Genomic DNA, 15,593 nt, shown 5'->3' on the forward strand with positions numbered 1-15,593 from the left:
TCGGGCCCCTGGGCTGCGGTCGGATCAATGGGTAGCGTCTGCGGGGCAACAGGTCAAAGCGCCATGTCGTCCCGGTGGATCAGCGCGGCGCGGCCTGGGTAACCCAGCGTTGCCTCGATATCCGAAGACTGCCGCCCGCGAATGGCGCGCGCCTCGTCCCCGGTATAGCGGCACAGCCCCTGCCCCAGGCGCCGCCCGTCGGGCCCGAGGATGGCCACCGGATCGCCGCGTCCGAAATCGCCGGTGACCGAGGTGACGCCCGCAGGCAGCAGGCTCTTGCCGCCCTCCAGCGCGCGCGCGGCCCCCGCATCGACAGTGATTTCGCCGCGCGGTTTCATCGCCGCGATCCAGCGCTTGCGCGCCGCCTGCGGGTCAAGCGTCGCGGTGAACCAGGTGCAATTGGCGCCATTTTCAAGCGTTTTCAAAGGGTTCAGGGGCGATCCTTCGGTAATCGCCATGGCGCAGCCACCTGCGGTGGCCATCTGTGCCGCCATCAGCTTGGTCTTCATCCCGCCCTTGGACAGGCCCGAGCCCGCATCGCCGGCCATGGCCACGATCTCGGGCGTGATCCGATCGATCACGTCGAAGCGGGTGGCGCCGGGGTCGTCACTGGGGTTGCCGGTATAGAACCCGTCCACATCCGACAGCAGGATCAGTTGATCGGCGCCCACGGTGACCGCGATCTGCGCGGCCAGCCGGTCATTGTCGCCATAGCGGATCTCGTCGGTCGCAACAGTATCGTTCTCGTTGACGATGGGCACCGCGCCAAGACCCAGCAGCGTTTCCAGCGTCGCGCGCGAGTTCAGATAGCGGCGGCGGTCCTCGCTATCCTCGAGCGTGACCAGAACCTGCGCGGTGGTGATCTTGTGCGGGGCCAGCGCCTCTTCATAGGCGCGGGCCAGACGGATCTGGCCCACGGCGGCGGCGGCCTGCGACTGTTCCAGCGGCAGCGCCGTGCGCGGCAGACCCAACACGCCCCGCCCCAACGCGATCGAGCCGGACGAGACCAGGATCACATCCATGCCCAGCCCCTTGAGCCAGGCCACGTCAGCGGCCAGGGAATGCAGCCATTCAGCCCGCAAATCGCCCGAGTTGCGGTCAACCAGCAGGGCCGAGCCGATCTTGACCACCAGCCGCCGGGCTGCCGTCAGGGTTGCCAAGGCTGCGACTCCTCCACAGGCTTTTCGCGCAGGCGGTTGGCGTCGATGCGGGCCCGCAGGGCGCGCAGCACCTCGGTCACCCCCTCGCGCGAGGCGCCCGACATCATCATCACCGGCCCGCCCGAGGCCTCTTCCAGCTCTTCGACCAGAAAGGCGCGTTCTTCTTCATCCAGCGTGTCGATCTTGTTCAGCACGGTCACGCGGGGTTTGTCCGCCAGATCGCCGCCATAGGCCTCAAGCTCGCCAATGATGGTGTGGTAATCCTCGACCAGATCGCCCGAGGTGCCATCGACCAGATGCAACAGCACCGCGCAACGCTCCACATGGCCCAGGAACCGGTCGCCAATCCCCCGCCCCTCGTGCGCGCCGGCGATCAGGCCGGGAATGTCGGCGATCACGAATTCCACATTATCGACACCCACAACCCCCAGATTGGGATGCAGCGTGGTAAAGGGGTAATCGGCGATCTTGGGCCGCGCGTTCGACGTGGCCGCCAGAAAGGTCGACTTGCCCGCATTCGGCAGCCCCAAAAGACCCACATCAGCGATCAGTTTGAGCCGCAGCCAGATGGTGCGATCCACCCCCGGCTGGCCCGGATTGGCCCGGCGCGGCGCCTGGTTGGTGGCCGATTTGAAATGAAGGTTGCCAAAACCGCCATTGCCGCCCTTGGCCAGCAGCACCCGCTGGCCCACCTCGGTCAGGTCGGCCAGAACGGTTTCCTCGTCCTCGTCCAGGATCTCGGTCCCCACGGGAACCCGCAGCACGATATCGTCGCCATCCTTGCCAGACCGCTGCTGACCCTTGCCGGGCACCCCGTTCTGGGCAAAGAAATGCTGTTGATAGCGAAAGTCGATGAGCGTGTTCAGCCCATCCACCGCCTCGGCCCAGACCGAACCGCCCTTGCCGCCATCACCCCCGTCGGGGCCGCCATATTCAATGAATTTTTCGCGCCGGAAACTGACGCAGCCATTCCCGCCGGAACCCGAGCGGATATAGACCTTTGCAAGATCGAGAAATTTCATATGTGCTCCCTACTGCAAAGGCCCGGGCGGGCCAAGTCACAGTTTGCGGCTATAGGTCCAGGTGGGGACGGCGGCGTCGCGCGCCACCGAATAACTCTCGGCATCTCCAAGATACTGAAACCCGCAATGGGTCAAGACCCTGGCCGAGGCCGGATTGTCCTGAAACACGCTGGCGAACATGGTGGCGTTGCCCAGCGGATTGGCATTCACCAGCGCCTCGACCGCCATCGAGGCGATGCCGGTATTCCAGAACACGGGCGCAACCCAATACCCGACCTCGGACTGGTTGCGATCCATCCGTTCCAGCGAAATGAGGCCCATCAGCTCGGGCCCGCCATCGCGGGTGGCATCCATCGCCCAGACATCCTCGGTCCGCTCCTCGCTCATGGCGCGGGCGACAAAGGCCTCGGCCATGCCCGGCGGCAGCGGATGCGGGAGAGAGGTGGTCATGCGCGCCACCCGCTCGTCGCGGGCGTAATGCTCGATCAGGCCCATATCCGACTTGCGCAGCGGGCGCAGGTCGAACCGTTCGGTTTCAATGACCGGCTGGTTTATGATCGTATCAAACTTCATTCCTGTGCTCCTCCTCCGAACACACCAAAAATCACGGATGCAACGGTCAGCCCCGCCAGCATCCACATCAGGTATTTCTCGCCAGGCCGTCCTGCAACCACCGCGGCGATACGATCGCCGGCAAAGGTCCAGAGCGGGTGGAAAACCGCCTGACAGACCAACAGCCCCAGTGCCACGACCAGCGTCGCCTGAAACGGCGCGGTGCCCGGCGCCACGAAACCGGCAAATCCGGTGACGATCATCGCCCAGGCCTTGGGATTGAGCGGATGAACCAAGAGACCGGCGCCAAACCCCGGCGCGGCCCCGCCCCCGCCTTTACCGGGGGCAAGGCGCAGGTTGGCAATCTTCCAGGCCAGCCAGCAAATATAGGCCACGCAAAGATATTTGAGCGCCTGAAACAGCAGCGGCACCCGCTCGGCCAGTTCCAGCAGGCCAAACCCCACCGGCCAGATCACCAGTTGCTTGCCCAACGCCACCCCGGCGACAAAGGGCAGCGCCGCGCGAAAGCCATAACGCGCACCGGTGGCCAGCAGGGCCATGTTGGCCGGGCCCGGCGTGCCCACCTGCGTGGCGGCAAAGAGCAGAAAGCTGGTCGTGGCAACGGCCATGGGGGCGTCCGGTGAAACTTCGGTGAAAAACGAGAAAGGGGACCGGCAATCCTTGCCGGTCCCCCATGAATTTTTTCTAAACCTTCTGGGTTTCGGCTTACTCTGCGGCCTCCGCCACCGGCAGGACCGAAATGAAGGTGCGCTTTTTCAGCCCCTTGTGGAACTTCACGGCGCCGTCGACGGTTGCAAAGATCGTGTGATCCTTGCCCATGCCAACGCCTTCGCCCGGCCAGAACTTGGTGCCGCGCTGACGCACGAGGATATTGCCGGCGCCAACAGCTTCGCCGCCGTATTTCTTGACGCCAAGACGGCGACCGATGGAGTCGCGGCCGTTACGGGAGGAACCGCCAGCTTTTTTATGTGCCATTCTTTCTCTCCTTAGCCTTGAGCCAGCTCTTTGGCCTGCTCAACCCATTCGGGCTTTACCTTGACCGCGTCGATAGCAGCAATCTGCTCGTCCGACAAGGCGGCCAGCGCGGCAAAGCTGCCAATGCCCGCTTCAGCCAGCTTCTTGGCGGCTGCGGGGCCGACACCGGTGATCTTGGTCAGATCGTCCGAGCCTGCGGCAGCGGCGGCCGCGGGCGCAGCGGCGCCCTTGGGGGCCTGGCCGGTTGCGGCTTTGACACCGGTCTTGTCTGCGCCCGAGGTCAGGATCTCGGTGATCTTGACCAGGGTCAGCTTCTGACGGTGGCCCTTGGTGCGCTGCGAGCTGTGCTTACGACGGCGCTTGACGAAATGGATCAGCTTTTCGCCCTTGACCTGGTCGATCACCTCGGCCTGAACGGCGGCGCCGTCAACCAGAGGCGCGCCCACGACCGGCGCGTCGCCGCCCAGCATCAGCACGTCGTTGAATTGAACTTTTTCACCTGCGTCGGCAGCCAGCTTTTCAACGCGGAGCACATCGCCCGCCTGAACCTTGTACTGCTTGCCGCCAGTCTTGAGGACCGCAAACATGCGTCTTTCCTTCTTGTCACCGCGTTCTTCGGTCCCCGGTTGCCCGAGCGTTTCGGCCCCTCACGGAAAGCCACCTGCGAACAGCGCGCCCTGTTTCGGGCGGATTAACGGCCCTTCCGTTTCCGGGCAGGCCAAACGATAACGAAACCCGGCGCGGAATCCGGGCCGGGATGCGGGCTTATCCATGCCATGGAACGTATTGTCAACCGCAAAAAACGGGGCATCGGGAAGACCGTCTGAATACACGTCCGTCAGTGGCGCGCTCAGATATCAGACGCCTTGAGAGCAAATCCTGTCGCCCGGCCCAGGTCATAGGATATCTCACCATAAAGCCGGTCGAAACCCTCAAACAGCGCCGCATTGAGCGCCTTTCCGGCGGCGCTTTGAGAAAACGCGATATTGGCCTGCATCTGGTCATCTTCCAGCGGCGTATAGGCAAAGTAGAGAAACCCCATCACCCAGCGCCGCGTTTCGGCCTCGGTCTCGTCGCGCGCCTCAAGCAAGCTGGCCAGCACCGCGCCATCATCGCGCGCGGTTCCCTGCCCGTCGCTGAGACCGCGATAGAACTGGAAATCGGCGCTGATCGCCCCTTTGACATTCTGGCCGATCAGGTCATTGGCCGCCACATAGGCGGCCACCTGACCCAGACGGGGATCGCCCTCGCCCGCCTCTTCGGCCCGATCCAGCGCCATCTCCTCGATGCCATCATCGGCAAAGGCACGCCGGGCCGAATTTTCCAGCGTCAGAATGGTCTGGCCGGTCGCGGTGCTGAAGAACGCGGTGGCTGCCGCAGCCTGCTCAGGGTCCAGATGATCTGACAAAGCATTACGCAGCGCCGCATGCATCCGATCCGGCGCATAGATCCGCGCCACCTGAGCGGCAAAGAACGCACCCCCCGACCCTTCAAGCAATTCGGTATCGAGTGTCGCGCCGTAACGCAGCCCTTCTTCGCGCAGGATCTCGACCACCTCGGTCAACCGCATTGCCCGCGCCAGATCGTCATACGCGGGTTCGGCCGCTACCGGCGTCACCAGCCACAGACACAGAACCGCCCAGACGCGCCGCATCACAACTCCTGCACCGGCTGAAGCTCCGCCATGCGAACCGCCAGCACCTCGAACCGGTCGGCCATGATCGAGTATTGCACCGCGTTCAGCAATTCATAGACCTCCTGCATCAGCGGCTGTTCCAGCGCCTCTGTATAGGCGTCCACCTCGTCATCGGAAAAGGCCTGATAGGTATAAGCCGCCGAGGCCAGCGCCGAGAGCTGGAGCGCATTGCGCATCTCGGTCTCGTTGCCGCGCAAAAGCTCGCGCAGATCGTCGACCTCCATTTGCAGATCGATCACCCCGGCGGCACTGGCCGCCAGCAGGAACCGCAGCTGGATCTCCTGCAAGGCGCGCAGCGCGGTGCCCGAGGAATCGATGGCCCGGTTCATCCGCTTCAGACTCTCGACCCGGCCCGAGCCATGCCGGACCAGTTCGGACACGATGGCCTCGCCCGCCTCTTCCTTCAGATCGTCATCGGCCATATGCGCGTCGTTCTCGGCCACCACCAGCCGCTGACCAAGGTCCGAGGCATAGAATTCGACCGCATGATCAAGCGCCGCATCGCTCAGCGTCTGTTCCAGAATATCCAGCGCCTGTACGCGCATTCCCTTGGTATCGAACACCTCGCGGGTCAATGTGGTCCACTGGCTGCCGAAACTCTCGGCCTCCAGCCCCAGCATCCCCGGCGCCGAGGCAGAGGCCTGGGCAATCGAATCCAGCGCCACGTCGAAACCGGTGGTGACGAGAAACGCCTCGATCCGCGCCCGGTCCGCCGCCTTGAGCGGCTGCGCAAGCGCGAGACCAATAAGCAGAAAGCCGAAAAGAAGAGGCAAGGCGCCGCGAAACAGTCGTGTCATATGCCAAGCCTAAGCCATTTGCCCGCACGGGCAATGGAAATTCGGGCCGGTGCAAAAACTTGTCACTTTCCGCTTGCACCCCCGCGCGAACCTCACTAAATCCCCCCCTCACAGACCCCCGCGGAGAGGTGCCGGAGTGGTCGAACGGGGCGGTCTCGAAAACCGTTGTGGGTGCAAGCCCACCCAGGGTTCGAATCCCTGTCTCTCCGCCACTTTGCCCCAATATTATTGTTTTATTTCAATGCCTTAAGAGGCATTTCGTTTGGGGCAAATTTTCGCTACCCACAGTCTTCCCACAGGCGGCTTGAGTTCAAGCGGGCACAAACCGCGCTCTGCGACCGGCAGGCCAGCGATATTCACGCGTGTTGAATGCGCTGTGATACGGCGTCTTGATACGCAGGCCTTCAATCTTGAACGGACCTTCCAAGGTGAGTTCCTTGTACCGCGTCGAATACTTCCAGAAACCGCCGCTATAGTTTTCTTCGCCGCCTTCAGAGAACCACGAGGATTCTTCGACGTAGGTTTGGTGTCCCGCTAGTCGCCCTAGCCAGAATGCCTTGTCGTTAGGGTCGTACATCCACATGCCGTTCGTGCCGTTGAAGCCATGCACCCAACGTTCGAAGATGCGCGGCACATATCGTTCGACGAACCAACCGCCATGCCGGGGCAAGCCGTCGTCCCACACCTTCGACGACAAGAAAGGTATCCAGCTTTGGGCGATACCGGCACGAGCGTACGAGAATGCGCGGCGTTCGATTTCGTCTATGCCAATCGGCGTATGCTGTAACTCAAATGCGATTTGCAGACCCTTTGGGGACCATGCCATTACATCGGCCCTTCTATCGCCGGGCATGGTGTTGACTACGAATTCCACTTCGGCACGCAAGCCGCGTTCCTTGAGCGCGTCAGCAACGACGACCTTGGATTCCATGTGGGCACGCGTTTCGCCTTTAGCCCATGTGCAATCCGTTGGGGGTTTGTGTGCGAAGTGGTGAACGACCTTTCGGCCTTTCTTCAAGACCACTTCACCTTTGCACTTGGGGCAGAAATACGAAGGGCCGCGTTCCGCTGAAAACGCGTCGATTCGATTGCCCTCAAGTTCCGCGATTAGCATAGCACCCCAACATATTGTTTGATAATACGACGATATCACATTGGGTTGCGCAAGAAAAAGGCCGCGCCCGAAGACGCGGCCAGTTCGGCGCTGGTCAATGTCAGCGCCTATGCGATGGGGCGTGCCGCAGAGTACGCCGCGCCATCACAATGCGAAAAACGCTACGGATACCGGCACAGGTCCGCGACGGTCGCGCGGTCTTCGGCGGGTGGCGTCCAGATCGGAACCGCCAAGATCGCCACCGCGTCGAGCTCCAGCCCGGCCAAGCCTTCGGCGGCAAGGACGTCCCTAATCGAGGTTGCCGGATTGGCGATTGCGAGGGTCCAGACGGCGGGCAGATCGCCGCCAAGCTTGAACGTGAACAAGTGCCGGATACGTTCGATCAAGACCGGGTGGCCTTCGGGCTTCATGTCCAAGTGCGGCACAGGGACTTTGACAAGCTGCGATGTGGGCACGAAGAACACCGCGCCCCCTTCTGCGAGGTCCGCGACGTCTGGATAGTCCGTCGTATCCGGGTCGGTCGGCAGGATCGTGGCATACGGCCCAAACGCGATTTCACCGGACATGGGCGCTTTCTTGAAACGTGACGCTTGGGCCAGCCAATCGGCAATGGCGGCGATATCGGTTTGGGCTTGGTTCATGGCTACGCTACCGCGACGTGCGTTTCGGCCTGCGCCGCGACGGTCGGGTTGTAGAAGCTGGAATGGACTCCGGCGATTGCCTTGTCGTAGCGCGACAGAAGGCTTTGTATTTCAACGCCTTGATCCATCGCCTTGTATGCGTTGGGGGCGTGTTTCTCTACGACGTCCACGCCCGGTGTGTTCCGGCACGCGATAGAAGTAGCTCGCCCGGCGGCGGCCATCAGCCTTGTAGGGGGGCTTCGCCTTCTCGATCTTCCAGTGACACTTCGGTTCCTCTAAGGGCGAGTTGATGATTGGGGACTCGACCTCGGCAACGGTGAGCGGGGCGCGGGCGGCGCCCTGCTGGGCGGCATGACCGGTAGCGCCATGGGCGTCGTCTATGACGTCGACACCTCCGAGGTCGATTTCGCGGCCTTCAACGAGGTCCAGCGCGGGCTCGAGCCGGGCCAGACCTGCCTGGTCGCCGCGGTGGACGAGACCTGGACCGCGCCGATCGACACCCGGATGCAGGCGCTCGGCGGCACCGTGATCCACAAGCCGCGCTACTCGGTGGCCGATGCCCATTACGAGGCCGAGGCCCGCGCGCTGGAAGCGCATCTGCTCCAGGCGCATTCCGACAACAAGGCCGCCATCAAGGCCCGGAGCGATGCAACCAAGGCAAAGATCGAGGCGAACAACGCAAGGATCGACGCCCGCATCGACCAGATGAACGCCGATCTCGACGCCCGGCTCGACGCGATCGACGCCCGCATCGAGGACGCCTCGAAGAAGACGCGCCAGACGCTCGCGGCGCAGAAGGCCCGGCTCAAGGCCGACCACGAGGCCCGCGTCGCCCGACTGCGCGCCAGGCTGGACGTCGCCGACGCGGTGATGACTGCCTGAGCCACGCCGGATCACAGGACCGGGGCGGCCCGACCGGGGCCGCCCTACAGTCCTTCCGAAAACCTGCGAGGCTTGCCGGACGCCCCGGAAGGGAAATGTTTGGGGGGACGTGTATTGTTGCAAGCGGTACCTGGGACGCCGAGGCAGCAACATCTGCTCACTGGCAAGGAGTAGAAATTCGATGAAAACACCCGGATGAAGGCAACGAGCCCATAGCGACATATGTTGTGTACCGTTCGACTGGTGCAGTGCGCAATCAACGGGCGGCCTCGTTTCAAATGCATGACCCAAACCATGCTGTTTTGCCAGGCCAAATCGCTGCATCGCCGCATTTGCACGCCTGCCTTCCGTACCTACTTCTGCACAGCGTAATGGCATTTACTTGGCCCCGTTCATCGGCCCGTACGCCCTCAAAGCCGTTGCATTTCAAAGCGCACGCGCCCGATCGGAATGCCAAAACGTGTCACGATCGCATCGTTGATTACCCTACCATCGGGATCGAAATAGATGACATCCTCGAAGCCCAGTCTGGTCACTTGGTCTTCTGACCGGAAATCGGCCAAATAAGAAAGCCGGATCTCGTTTCCAGTCTCCACGACATTCGCCACCCCTACTGTGTCTTCCCGCCGTCCCGTCCACTTGCCAGGCCCTGCTCGGTCAAACACCCATGTCAGGCGATTTTGCTCTCCATCGTCATAGAAGAAATCTTCCACGACCGTCAGGCGATCGCCGTCCAATCGACCGTCAAGGCGCGCCGTGAACCTTCGCTCATTGTCTGTCAGGTCAACTCTGAAGACACCTGCGCCGGTCGCCTTTCCCGAGAACGCTTGATCGAGTGTGATCGGATCGCGCGGCCCTTCGGGCGAGGTCGGCACGCGCGCGCATGCGGCCAGTGCAAGAGAGCCAAAAATAAAGGAGCGGCGCACTATCGACATAAATCACCTATGGGTCCTACGCAGCTCAGCAACTGCGGACATGACTTGTCTATCTAGTCCAACACGTCGCTGAGTCGATAACAGAGAAAGACAATGAAAGCTCCCTGACTTGGTGCTTCCTCGGCGGCAGAGCTCACGTTCCGGCCGCTCCGAAAAAAGGGCGCTCTCAGGTGTCAGAATGCATGCAAGGCCTGATGTATTGTCATCGCGAAACGACATGGGCCGTGGTGAAATCCGACACGACGAAACCGTCGCTGTCCATCTTTGGGATTGGTTTCGCTCGGCGATGGCACTCATGCCACCTCGCGGGTGTAGGATGTGACAACGCCGCCAAGCTTACGATTGCGCCGGATCGGGCCGTCGCGCACGGGCCGGAAATCGAGTTGCAACACATTGTTACCGATACCCCGTCCACGATGCGGGCGCTCGGTGTTGTAATGGCGCACCCAAGTGCGGAGGATGTAGTCGAGCTGCGACCGGCTGAAGCAGACGAAAAAATCCAGACATTCGCGCTTGATGGTACCGATGAAGGACTCAGCGAAGGCGTTGGCGTCCGGTGCTCTGTGCGGGATCTGGATGACCCTGGCACCTTCCGATGCCCAGACTATATCGAAGCAGGCGCTGAACTTGGTGTCGGCGTCTCGGATGAGGAAGCTCGGTTCGACCCCTTGCTTGGAGCACCACATAAGGTCGACTTCATCTTGCCGGGCTCCACTGCGACGTTTAAAAAAATGCCACTATGTCAACGTGATGGGGCTCGCCTACATTTTGGCACCCTTCTCAGGGAAGGCCAAAGGCGCCCGGGACGGCGGATCGTCGTCGTCAAACTCGGGCTCGGGGTGCGACTGGGCCCTTGCTCGCCTGTTGGTCTACTCGATCGCGATGTTGCGGGCGCATTTCGCTGCTCGTCGCGATTGAACCAAATGACCATCTAAACCATCACCCATATCAATTAAAACAATGCATTAGGACGTGGAGAAGGTTGGACGCCAGACCCATCCCCTCCGGCTATTCCCAAGCGCGCCAAGACGCTGAGATGAAGTGGATTTGGCGTCCTTCGGATTTGACAGATTTGCCGCCTGACGTCCTTTCAATGCCTTGAAATAGTACCACTATTCCTGCGGCATTGGACGTCGTCAGACAGCAAATCTGTCAAACCAGTGATGCAGGATGAATGGGTCCTGAGCCTAACCCAGACACCAAAAGGCCGGGCACATGGCCCGGCCCTTTAACTTCATTTACTCGTAGACTCAGGCGCGGCGGCGACGGCCACCGGCGCGGCCACCCCGGCCCCGGCCTTCGTCCCCCTCGGCCGCGGGCGCTTTGTTGGAGCGGATCCATTCGGCGCCGTGAGGGTCGTTATTGGTCAGCAGGTTGGCGGCGCGAATGGCCTCCATTTCCTTGCCCGCGCGCGGCAGGGTCGAGCCCAAACCGAACATGGTCACAAAGGTCTCGTCATCCATGCCCTCGGGCAGGATGATGCCGGCGGCGGCGACGGCCTCGCGCTTTTCAGCAATGGCCTTTTGCGTCACCGGCAGCGCCACCGGGTTCATGATCGCGCTGGTCATGCCCGCACCCATCGCCATCGGCAGGAAGGCGTTGTTGATGCCATGCCGGTTGGGCAGGCCGAACGAGATGTTGGAGGCACCGCAGGTGGTGTTCACGCCCAGTTCCTCGCGCAGGCGACGCACCAGGGCAAAGACCTGCTGGCCAGCGGTTGCCATGGCGCCGATCGGCATGACCAGCGGGTCGACCACGATGTCATGGGCCGGGATGCCGAAATCGGCGGCACGCTGCACGATCTTCTTGGCGACGGCAAAGCGCACATCGGGGTCTTCGGAGATGCCGGTATCGTCGTTCGAGATCGCCACCACGGGCACGTTGTATTTCTTGACCAGCGGCAGGATCTGCTCCAGCCGTTCCTCTTCACCCGTGACCGAGTTCAGCAGCGGACGGCCCTCGGCCGCCGCCAGACCGGCCTCGAGCGCGCCGGGCACCGAGCTGTCGATGCAGAGCGGCACATCGACCAGCCCCTGCACCAGTTCGACGATCTTGCGCATCAGCGGCGGTTCGGTCTCGTTGGGGTTGGGGTTGGAGTTATAGACAACACCCGCGTTGATATCGAGAACGGTGGCCCCGGCGGCAACCTGGGCGATGGCGTCCTTTTCCACGGTCGAGAAATCGCCCGCTTCCAGCTCGGCGGCCAGTTTCTTGCGGCCCGTGGGGTTGATCCGCTCGCCGATCACGCAGAACGGCTGGTCAAAGCCGATGATCGCGGTTTTTGTTTTGCTTTCAACGATGGTGCGGGTCATGTCTGGCCTTTCAGGTCGGGTTTACGGGGCGGGTGCTGGCACCGCCGTTATTGATCGCCCAGGTGGCATTGGTCTTGATGCCGCCCAGCGGGAAGAAGTGCACATTGGTGATGTTGAAATCGGGGTTGGCGGCCTTGTGGGCGGCCAGTTCGGTTACAACGTCGTTGGGTTCATAGGGCAGCAGCAGCTTGGACACGTCCATCGCGCGCTTTTGCAGCACTTTCAGCGAGGGGCCGACGCCGCAGGCGATGGCGAACTTGATCAGGGTCTGCAGCTTGGCCGGACCGGCGATGCCGATATGGATCGGCAGGTCGATGCCGGCATCCTTGAGCCCGTTGGCCCAGGCGATGATCGGCTTGGCCTCGAAACAGAACTGGGTGGCCAGTGCCATCTGGGCATCGGTGGTCTCGTTGAACTTCTGCTTCCAGCGCAGCGCGTCCATCACATTGGCATCGCCGCCCTTGGGGTCGATATCCTTGTTGCCCTCGGGGTGGCCCGCGACGTGCAGGCGCTTGAACCCTGCCTTGTCAAACAGGCCGGTTTCCATCAGTTGCATCGAGCAGTGGAAATCGCCGTGCGGCTCTGCCACGCCCCCGGCCAGCAGCAGCGCCTGCTCGACCCCGGCCTCGCCCTGATACATGGCGATCCAGTTTTCCAGCGTCTTGGCATCCTTGATGATACGCGCCGGGAAATGCGGCATCACCGGATAGCCTTCGGCGGCCAGCCGCTTGGCGGTTGCCACCATGTCCTCGATCGGGGTGCCCTCGATATGGGCGATATAGACGCGGGTGCCCTCGGGCAGCAGGGCGCGGAAATCCTCGACCTTTTCCGCGGTGCGCGGCATCACCTCGATCGAGTAACCCTTGAGAAAGGCCTCGACGGTGGGGTTCACGGGGCCGTTTTCGACCGTCTCGCGTTTCTTGAAGTTCAGCAAAGCCATCACGGCCTCCCATATGCTCTGCGGGCTCATGCCCAACCGTCGTTTGCGATCAGCGCCTTGATCCGGTCGCGATCGTATTCCCGTTCCAGACGCTGGGCCTCGGCCTCGACGATATCCGCCGGGTCACCGGCGACCTCGTAAGGTTCGGCCTTGCGCCACTCGGCCAGATAGGCATCGGTGTCCTGCGCGCCCACTTTCATCGCGGCGCGGTCGATGGCCTGCTCGAACCGTTCCTCCAGCTGACGCTTGGCGCCGCGGCGGCCCTTGCCGACGATGACCTGAGCCGGGATGTCCCGCCAGTAGACGATGGTAACCTCGGGCATGCAGTCGATTCCTCCTGATCCGGTGAGCCGGTTCTAGCGGTCAATATGGGGCGGGGTCGGTCCGATTTCGACACGTGCGCGATGTGCAGCGACCTTTGTCGTTTTCGGACCTTCCGCGCAACACGGCTTAACGCGAATTGCGCGCCCGCGCCCGCCCGAATTCTTCAGCAAGATGATGAGCCATGATCATGTCACGAAAAACCCGGGGGCCTTGCGGCGCCCGGGGCTCTGGTTTGCAAAGCGAGTTGTGTCAGCCGACTAGGCCGCCATCCTCGCGCGTGACGGCGATGATCGCCGAGCGCGGCACGCTGTCACCACCATCGGGCCAGTGGCTGTCGCCATCCTCGCCCGGATGCTGCACGCCCACGAACATGGTGCGGCGGTCGCCCGACCAGCACAGGCCGGTGATCTCGGCCTCGCGCGGGCCGACCAGAAAGCGGCGGATCTCGCCGGTCACCGGATCGCCCGCCAGCATCTGGTTGTTGCCATGACCGGCAAAGTCGCCCTCGTTCGAATACTTGCCGTCGGTCTGGATCCAGAGCAACCCGTTGCTGTCGAATGCCAGCCCGTCAGGCGAGTTGAACATGTTGCCCGCGTTGACGTTTTCCGACCCGGCGTAAGTGTCGGAATGCACCGTCGGATTGCCCGCCAGCACGAAGAGATCCCAGTCGAACCCTTCGGCGGTGTGGTCGCCGCCTTCGGGGCGCCAGCGCACGATCTGGCCATAGTTGTTCTTTTCGCGCGGATTGGGCCCCTCGGCCGGGGTGTCGTCGCCACCCTTGTTCGGTTTGACGCCGCGGTTCTTGTTGTTGGTCAGCGCGCAATAGACCTCGTCCGCGTTCGGATTGGCGGTGACCCATTCGGGGCGGTCCATGGTGGTGGCGCCCAGTTTCGAGGCCGCGATCCGGGTATGGATACAGATCTCGGCCTGGCTCATACCGGTGGCCTCAGACGTCAGCGCCAGCCACATGCCCTTGCCCGAGGCGTCGAACCTGGCCGCGTAAAGCGTGCCGTTTTCCATCAGCGCGTCGGTATCGACACCGGCGGCATAGACCCCGTCCGAGACATAGCGGTACAGAAACTCGCCCCGCTCGTCATCGCCCATATAGATCACCAGTCGCCCGTCGCGATTGACGACACATTCGGCATTCTCGTGCTTGAACCGGCCCAGCGCGGTGCGCTTCTTGGGGGTCGAACTCGGGTCACGCGGGTCGATCTCGACCACGTAGCCTGCGCGGTTGGGCTCGTTGGGGTTCTTTGCGACGTCAAAGCGCTCATCCACCCGCGCCCAGCCATAGCCCCAGTCCTTGGCCGAAACGCCGTACCGCGCCAATTCCGCCGAGACCTCATGCGCCTCGTCAGCGGCGGAGAAGTAACCGTTGAAATTCTCTTCGCAGGCCAGATAGGTGCCCCATGGGGTCTTGCCTGAACCGCAGTTGTTCCAGGTGCCGAAGGTCACCGTACCGGTCGGATCGGTGTCGGTCTTCATCAGGTCGTGGCCTGCGGCGGGGCCGGTCAGCGCCATCTCGGTACGCGGCGTGATGCGGCGGTTATAGGGGCTGTCGGTGACCACCTGCCAATGGCTGCCGTCATGGGCCAGTTCGACCACGGTGACGCCATGGGCCAGCAGGCCCTTTTCCACGTCATCATCGGTCTCGGCCTTGCCGTCGGCGCGGTTGCCCCAGATGATCTCGCGGTTGGTGTATTCGTTGTTCACCACCAGCAGCGTGCGGCCCTGGTGATGGAACACCTCCATCCCGTCGGTATTGTCGCCAAAGGCGCGCGCCTGGCTGGCGGCGGTGCCGCGCGTCGCCTGATCGAAGGCCACCCCATCGGACCACAGCGGGTCGGCCCAGCGCACCAGAATCTCGGCCTTGAACCCCTTGGGCACGACGATCTCGTCAGCGGTAGAGGCCGCCACCGCCTCGAAGGCAAAGCGGTTGGTCGCGGCTTCGGCCCCGCGCGGCAGAACCGCACCGCCAAGGGCCGCGAACCCGCCCATCGCCAGCACCCCGCCCAGGAAGCCGCGGCGCGACAGCGCCTCTTCGACCACATGGTCGAAATCGCAGTCCTCGGGGCGAGGGTTCACCGCCTCGTCAAATTCGTCGAATGTCAGGGTAGCGTCGTTTTTCACAGCGTGCTCCATGGCTTGCCAGCAGAATCCGGACCGGCACGAGGGCCGGCGATCGCGGATGCTGTCGCATGGGAGTGTTAAACCTGTGT

Annotated in this window: 18 protein-coding genes and 1 tRNA gene; 2 read left to right on the plus strand and 17 right to left on the minus strand. The window is 62.7% G+C overall.

The window, feature by feature from the left end; all coding sequences use genetic code 11:
- Window positions 1-53: 53 nt before the first annotated feature.
- The 8 genes from proB to MB818_RS02440 all read right to left on the minus strand — a co-directional run bounded on the left by proB (window position 54) and on the right by MB818_RS02440 (window position 6,223).
- A complete protein-coding gene (proB, locus tag MB818_RS02405) occupies window positions 54-1,160 on the minus strand; it encodes a glutamate 5-kinase (protein WP_238903773.1) in 1,107 nt (368 codons plus the stop codon).
- Window positions 1,148-2,182 (minus strand): GTPase ObgE, encoded by a 1,035-nt coding sequence (obgE, locus tag MB818_RS02410; RefSeq protein WP_234162572.1) that lies wholly within the window; start codon window positions 2,180-2,182, stop codon window positions 1,148-1,150. Before obgE ends, proB begins: the two co-directional genes overlap by 13 nt.
- A gap of 36 nt (window positions 2,183-2,218) precedes the next feature.
- Window positions 2,219-2,755 (minus strand): GNAT family N-acetyltransferase, encoded by a 537-nt coding sequence (locus MB818_RS02415; protein WP_234170425.1) that lies wholly within the window; start codon window positions 2,753-2,755, stop codon window positions 2,219-2,221.
- Entirely contained in the window at window positions 2,752-3,363 is a 612-nt protein-coding gene (locus MB818_RS02420; RefSeq protein ID WP_238903775.1) for a LysE family translocator, read from the minus strand. The genes MB818_RS02415 and MB818_RS02420 overlap by 4 nt, the downstream gene beginning before the upstream one ends.
- A gap of 97 nt (window positions 3,364-3,460) precedes the next feature.
- The gene (gene rpmA, locus MB818_RS02425; protein ID WP_011047720.1) at window positions 3,461-3,730 is read right to left on the minus strand and encodes a 50S ribosomal protein L27; all 270 of its coding nucleotides are present in this window, start codon (window positions 3,728-3,730) and stop codon (window positions 3,461-3,463) included.
- Window positions 3,731-3,741: 11 nt separating this feature from the next.
- The gene (locus MB818_RS02430; RefSeq protein ID WP_234162574.1) at window positions 3,742-4,317 is read right to left on the minus strand and encodes a 50S ribosomal protein L21; all 576 of its coding nucleotides are present in this window, start codon (window positions 4,315-4,317) and stop codon (window positions 3,742-3,744) included.
- Window positions 4,318-4,580: 263 nt separating this feature from the next.
- Window positions 4,581-5,384, minus strand: a complete 804-nt coding sequence (locus MB818_RS02435) for a DUF2059 domain-containing protein (protein ID WP_238903777.1) — start codon at window positions 5,382-5,384, stop codon at window positions 4,581-4,583.
- Entirely contained in the window at window positions 5,384-6,223 is an 840-nt protein-coding gene (locus tag MB818_RS02440; protein WP_238903779.1) for a DUF2059 domain-containing protein, read from the minus strand. Before MB818_RS02440 ends, MB818_RS02435 begins: the two co-directional genes overlap by 1 nt.
- A gap of 122 nt (window positions 6,224-6,345) precedes the next feature.
- Here MB818_RS02440 and MB818_RS02445 point away from each other — a divergent pair.
- Window positions 6,346-6,435, plus strand: a tRNA-Ser gene (locus MB818_RS02445).
- Window positions 6,436-6,533: 98 nt separating this feature from the next.
- Here the strand turns inward: MB818_RS02445 and MB818_RS02450 are convergent.
- From MB818_RS02450 to MB818_RS02460, 3 genes are all read right to left on the minus strand, one after another.
- The gene (locus MB818_RS02450) at window positions 6,534-7,337 is read right to left on the minus strand and encodes a competence protein CoiA (RefSeq protein ID WP_234215975.1); all 804 of its coding nucleotides are present in this window, start codon (window positions 7,335-7,337) and stop codon (window positions 6,534-6,536) included.
- A gap of 161 nt (window positions 7,338-7,498) precedes the next feature.
- Window positions 7,499-7,978, minus strand: coding sequence for a hypothetical protein (locus MB818_RS02455; protein WP_234136758.1), 480 nt, complete (start codon window positions 7,976-7,978; stop codon window positions 7,499-7,501).
- Window positions 7,979-7,980: 2 nt separating this feature from the next.
- Window positions 7,981-8,199, minus strand: coding sequence for a hypothetical protein (locus MB818_RS02460; protein WP_234237245.1), 219 nt, complete (start codon window positions 8,197-8,199; stop codon window positions 7,981-7,983).
- 130 nt (window positions 8,200-8,329) lie between these two features.
- Between MB818_RS02460 and MB818_RS02465 the strand changes: the two genes are divergently transcribed.
- A complete protein-coding gene (locus MB818_RS02465; protein ID WP_234136760.1) occupies window positions 8,330-8,860 on the plus strand; it encodes a hypothetical protein in 531 nt (176 codons plus the stop codon).
- Between the two features lie 410 nt (window positions 8,861-9,270).
- On the opposite strand, the gene MB818_RS02470 is transcribed toward MB818_RS02465, so the two are convergent.
- The 6 genes from MB818_RS02470 to MB818_RS02495 form a co-directional block, all read right to left on the minus strand.
- Entirely contained in the window at window positions 9,271-9,795 is a 525-nt protein-coding gene (locus MB818_RS02470) for a DUF3833 family protein (RefSeq protein ID WP_234136761.1), read from the minus strand.
- A 293-nt stretch (window positions 9,796-10,088) separates the two neighbouring features.
- Entirely contained in the window at window positions 10,089-10,481 is a 393-nt protein-coding gene (locus tag MB818_RS02475; protein ID WP_238903782.1) for an integrase core domain-containing protein, read from the minus strand.
- 564 nt (window positions 10,482-11,045) lie between these two features.
- The gene (locus tag MB818_RS02480) at window positions 11,046-12,107 is read right to left on the minus strand and encodes a methyltetrahydrofolate cobalamin methyltransferase (RefSeq protein ID WP_234136763.1); all 1,062 of its coding nucleotides are present in this window, start codon (window positions 12,105-12,107) and stop codon (window positions 11,046-11,048) included.
- Window positions 12,108-12,117: 10 nt separating this feature from the next.
- Window positions 12,118-13,047, minus strand: coding sequence for a methylenetetrahydrofolate reductase (locus MB818_RS02485; RefSeq protein ID WP_238903784.1), 930 nt, complete (start codon window positions 13,045-13,047; stop codon window positions 12,118-12,120).
- Window positions 13,048-13,073: 26 nt separating this feature from the next.
- Window positions 13,074-13,370: a virulence factor gene (locus tag MB818_RS02490; protein ID WP_011047594.1), complete on the minus strand. Its 297-nt coding sequence runs from the start codon at window positions 13,368-13,370 to the stop codon at window positions 13,074-13,076.
- A 250-nt stretch (window positions 13,371-13,620) separates the two neighbouring features.
- On the minus strand, window positions 13,621-15,504 hold the full coding sequence (locus MB818_RS02495) for a PhoX family protein (protein ID WP_238903786.1): 1,884 nt from the start codon (window positions 15,502-15,504) through the stop codon (window positions 13,621-13,623).
- Between the last annotated feature and the right edge of the window lie 89 nt (window positions 15,505-15,593).

This window comes from Ruegeria alba (assembly GCF_022321465.1).
In the GTDB taxonomy this organism is placed as follows: Bacteria; Pseudomonadota; Alphaproteobacteria; order Rhodobacterales; family Rhodobacteraceae; genus Ruegeria_B; species Ruegeria_B alba.